The following is a 3,792-nucleotide window of genomic DNA, read 5'->3' as shown; positions in this document are numbered from 1 at the left end:
GCAATCACCCGCTCCCAGAGCGCCAGCTCCTGCGCCCGAGTCAGCGGCACGGGCGCATCCGGCCCTTCGGCTGTCAGGCGATGCAGCCACTCGGACCAGTCATCCACATTCGCTGCCGGCGCTGCCGGGCTGTCCGCCGGCATCGCGCGGCGCCGCCAGTCGGCCGCCAGGGCCGGCGTGGCCGCCACCAGATGCGCGCCCACAGCCAGCCGTCCGACCGCATCCCCCCGTGGAAGGGGATGCGGCCTCCGCCCCTCCCGGCTGCCGGACACCACCCCCCGCGCTACTGCGGCCCGCAGCACGCCCGCCCCCGCTGCAACTGCACCGGCGGGCAGGGAACATCCCCCCAGGAGCAGAAGACGCAGCAATCCCCCGGCTTCGGGCGTAGCTGCATCCGGCAGGAGGGGCAGCGGTAGAACCACTGGCATGCGTCGGTCGGCATCGTCTCACGGGAGCGGTGGCCGCAGTGGGGGCAGGTGATGGTCGAACGCAGCCGAACCCCGGCCGCCGAAGCGGCGCCGCTTCCGTCGCTCACGAGGAGCCCCCTTCCGAACGACGACCGGGCTTGCCGGTCGCCATCCCCTGCCGGTAGACACCGTAGATGGTGAGCAGGATGAAGAAGAGAAGCGATGGCTGCAGCACGACGTCGAGATGGGTGCTCCACGCCGCCAATCCCAGCGCGGAGAAGAGCACGACCAGCAGCGGGGTGAAGCAACAGACGGCGGAAACCCCCGCCCCGACGAGGCCGATCTTCAGCAAGGTCGCAGGCCTCATGGTGCCACCACCCTGGCCGGATAGCCCAGCGCGGTGATCGCCGCGGCGATGGCCTGCGGCGACTGCTCGCCATCGTCGTAGGTGACCGTGGCCGTCGCCCGCTCCAGATCGACGCGGGCGGCATGGACCCCCTTCAACTGCAGGGCGCGGTGGCGCACAGTGACCGGACAGGCACCGCAGGTCATGCCGGACACATGCATGGTTACGGTTTGTTCCTTTGCAGCGCCATTCTGTGCATATATGGCGGTCATGGACAGAAATACGAATGAAAGCGCGAATCTTCGCATGGGTTGTTCTCCTGATCCGATCGCAAAAAGTCCGTCCATGGACTTTTTGCTTGACGGCGATCGAAGAGCGCGGTCTTCGATCGCCTTACAAATCCTTCGCTTGCAGAAGCAAGCTGCGGATTTGCGCGGCCCTCCTGGCCGCGCACAGCCTCCGCCCCCGCCAGTGCCGCCAGCCGGCCCAGGCGAGCAGCGCAAAGGTGAGCACGGCAAGGAGCGGACGATACGGCTCCAGCGCCACGAAGGCCGAGGCCGAACCCAACCCCAGCAGCACGACGATCAGCGGCCCGATGCAGCAGGCCGAAGCCAGACCGCCCGCGATCACCGCGCCGATCAGGGGGACATGTTCGTTCGTACCGGGACGCTTCTCGATGGAATCATTCGTCATCATGCACCTCCAACAGATTGAGGATGGGGCAGGGGTCGTGGCCATCGGCGCGGGCGCACTGCTCCGCCAGGGCACGCAACCGCTCTTCGATACGCCGCAACCGCGCCACACGGCGGCCGATCTCGGCGGCCTTGGCCTGCGCCACCGCCCGCACCTCGGCACAGGTGCGCCCGCCATCGCTGATGGCCAGCAGTTGGCCGATCTCCTCCAGGGTGAAGCCCAGCTCCTTGGCCTGGACGATGAAGCGCAACCGGGCCACGTCGCGTGCGCCGTAACAGCGGTGGCCGGCGCTGCTGCGCGGCGCGGGGGGAAGCAGCCCGCGCCGCTCGTAGTAGCGCACGGTCTCCACGGAGACGCCGACAGCTCCAGCGAGGGTTCCGATCTTCACACAGCAAAGGCTAAACCCTGAACCATACTCCAGGGTCAAGCCCGCACGCGACTCAAGCGCTGATCAGGGACAACTGCCTCCAGGGGGATCGGTCACGCCGGTGGGAGAAGTAGCCGCCGCTGCAACAGGTACAGGGACCATCGCTGTCGATCTGGCCGGCCGGCACGCCGGCGCGCTCCAGCTGCCAACGGTTGATCGCCGCCAGATCGGCATACGCCGCCGCGCCGTCGGCCGCCGTCACCCCCACGCCGTCGGCCGCCGCCTGCAACCGCGCGCGCGCCTCCCCCTCCACACGGAAGCAGCAGGGGCCGATGGCCGGGCCGAAATCGGCATGGATCCGCTCCGCGCGCGCGCCGATCTCCACCATCACCGCCACCGCCCGGGCCACCACATTGCACACGGTGCCGCGCCAGCCGGCATGGACGGCGGCGACCACGCCGGCCTCCCCGTCGGCCAGCAACACCGGCAGACAGTCGGCGGTGCGGATGGCCAGCGTATGGTGGCGCTTGCGGCTGATCAGGATGTCGGCGCCGTCACCGGCATCGCCCCACTCCACCCACCACACCGCATCGCCGTGCAACTGACGGCACTGGTGGAGCGGCAGATGGAAGCCGGCGCGCCAGGCGATCCGCTCGGCCAAGGGATCGGCCGCATCGCGCACCCCGCCGTCGGCGGCGTCGGTGAAGGCCGCCTGGATGCCGATCCGGGCGAGGATGCGCGAGCCTACCACGGCCGATCACCACCCGACCCGTCCGCCGATCGGCCCAAAAGGCCGGCTGCGTGGCTCATCGGCCCTCCTCCATGGCGGCATCGAGCGCGGCCAGCGGCGCAGGAGGCGGCGCAACGCAGCGCAGCATCGCACCGTTGACGGGATGGCGAAAGGCGAGCACTCCGGCATGGAGCGCCTGACCGGGCAGCGCGTCGATCGCCTCCCGCAGCGCCGCGGGGGTGCGTTGGTCGGGGTGGAACGACCTGGCGTAGAGCGGATCTCCCAGGATGGGGAGGCCGATGTGGCTGAGATGGACGCGGATCTGGTGGGTCCGCCCGGTGTGCAGCGTCAGCCGCAATCGGGAGAACCCCAGCGGATGGCGCAGCTCGCATACCGCTTCGGTGACCGCGCGCTTGCCGTCGGGCCGCACGGCCATCTTCTGCCGGTTGCGGCGATGGCGCCCCACCGGAAGGTCGATGGTGCGGCGCGACCAGGCCGGCACCCCACGGCACCAGGCGAGGTACTGCCGCTCGAGGTCGTGGCGGGCAAAGCAGGCCCCCAGCGCACGCATGGTCTCCTCCTCCTTGGCCACGACCAGCGCACCGGAGGTGTCCCGATCGAGCCGGTGGACGATACCGGGACGCTGGACGCCGTTGATCCCGGGAAGATCGGGGCAGCGGTGCAGCAGGGCGTGGACCAGCGTGCCGCGCTCATGACCGCAGGAGGGGTGGACCACCATCCCGGCCGGCTTGTTGACCACCAGCAGATGATCGTCCTCGAAGAGGATATCCAGCGCCACCGCCTCCGGCTCCAGCATCGGCGGCGCAGGCTCGGGCAGGTGGATGGTGAAGCGCTCACCCGGGCGCACCTTGCGCGCCGCCCGGATCCGGCCGTCGTCGTCGGCGGTGACCGCTCCGGCACGCAGCAGACCCTGGATGCGGCTGCGCGACTGATCGCTCAGCCGGGCGAGCGCCTCATCCAGCCTGCTGCCGGCCAGCTCCTCCGGCACGACGACACGTACGCTCCGGACGGCCGCCGTCACGACCCCGCGCGCCGGTCAGTCCGCACCGCCGGGGGCGTCGGCTCCACCGGCTGCTCCCCCCCCGTCGGCACCGGCGGCCCCTTCCGGTTCCGCAGCAGGATCACCCCCATCCGCCGACCGGCGACGGCGCCTGCGGCGGCGCCGCTTCGGCTTGTGCTCCTCCTCCCCCGCCGCGACGGCGGCACCGCCCCCGTCACCGCCCCCCTC

The 3,792-nt window shown here is 70.8% G+C and carries 8 protein-coding genes; all 8 read right to left on the bottom strand.

Features of this window, described 5'->3' with window-relative positions:
- The coding region (locus D6682_06520) for a hypothetical protein (GenBank protein ID RMH50621.1) at positions 1 to 203 on the bottom strand (203 nt) is incomplete at its 3' end.
- An 80-nt stretch (positions 204 to 283) separates the two neighbouring features.
- Positions 284 to 535: a hypothetical protein gene (locus tag D6682_06515; GenBank protein ID RMH50620.1), complete on the bottom strand. Its 252-nt coding sequence runs from the start codon at positions 533 to 535 to the stop codon at positions 284 to 286.
- Positions 532 to 774: a mercury resistance system transport protein MerF gene (gene merF / locus D6682_06510; GenBank protein RMH50619.1), complete on the bottom strand. Its 243-nt coding sequence runs from the start codon at positions 772 to 774 to the stop codon at positions 532 to 534. The genes D6682_06515 and merF overlap by 4 nt, the downstream gene beginning before the upstream one ends.
- Positions 771 to 1,100: a mercuric transport protein periplasmic component gene (locus tag D6682_06505; protein RMH50618.1), complete on the bottom strand. Its 330-nt coding sequence runs from the start codon at positions 1,098 to 1,100 to the stop codon at positions 771 to 773. Before D6682_06505 ends, merF begins: the two co-directional genes overlap by 4 nt.
- A 46-nt stretch (positions 1,101 to 1,146) precedes the next feature.
- Complete coding sequence (locus tag D6682_06500; GenBank protein ID RMH50622.1) at positions 1,147 to 1,623, bottom strand: hypothetical protein; 477 nt, start codon at positions 1,621 to 1,623, stop codon at positions 1,147 to 1,149.
- On the bottom strand, positions 1,436 to 1,873 hold the full coding sequence (locus D6682_06495; protein RMH50617.1) for a MerR family transcriptional regulator: 438 nt from the start codon (positions 1,871 to 1,873) through the stop codon (positions 1,436 to 1,438). The genes D6682_06500 and D6682_06495 overlap by 188 nt, the downstream gene beginning before the upstream one ends.
- A 13-nt stretch (positions 1,874 to 1,886) precedes the next feature.
- The gene (gene pgeF, locus D6682_06490) at positions 1,887 to 2,564 is read right to left on the bottom strand and encodes a peptidoglycan editing factor PgeF (GenBank protein ID RMH50616.1); all 678 of its coding nucleotides are present in this window, start codon (positions 2,562 to 2,564) and stop codon (positions 1,887 to 1,889) included.
- Positions 2,565 to 2,619: 55 nt separating this feature from the next.
- Positions 2,620 to 3,585 (bottom strand): RluA family pseudouridine synthase, encoded by a 966-nt coding sequence (locus D6682_06485; GenBank protein ID RMH50615.1) that lies wholly within the window; start codon positions 3,583 to 3,585, stop codon positions 2,620 to 2,622.
- Positions 3,586 to 3,792 lie beyond the last annotated feature (207 nt).

It is taken from the genome of Zetaproteobacteria bacterium (genome assembly GCA_003696765.1).
In the GTDB taxonomy this organism is placed as follows: Bacteria; Pseudomonadota; Zetaproteobacteria; order Mariprofundales; family J009; genus RFFX01.
Note: the sequence above shows the minus strand (reverse complement) of the source record. Positions and strands in the feature narration are given on the sequence as shown.

What these genes read in the sequence shown, in the direction of transcription:
- merF (RMH50619.1), bottom strand. Translation starts at nt 774, where the DNA reads ATGAGGCCTGCGACCTTGCTGAAGATCGGCCTCGTCGGGGCGGGGGTT.
- D6682_06505 (RMH50618.1), bottom strand. Translation starts at nt 1,100, where the DNA reads ATGGACGGACTTTTTGCGATCGGATCAGGAGAACAACCCATGCGAAGA.
- D6682_06500 (RMH50622.1), bottom strand. Translation starts at nt 1,623, where the DNA reads ATGGCGGGCGCACCTGTGCCGAGGTGCGGGCGGTGGCGCAGGCCAAGG.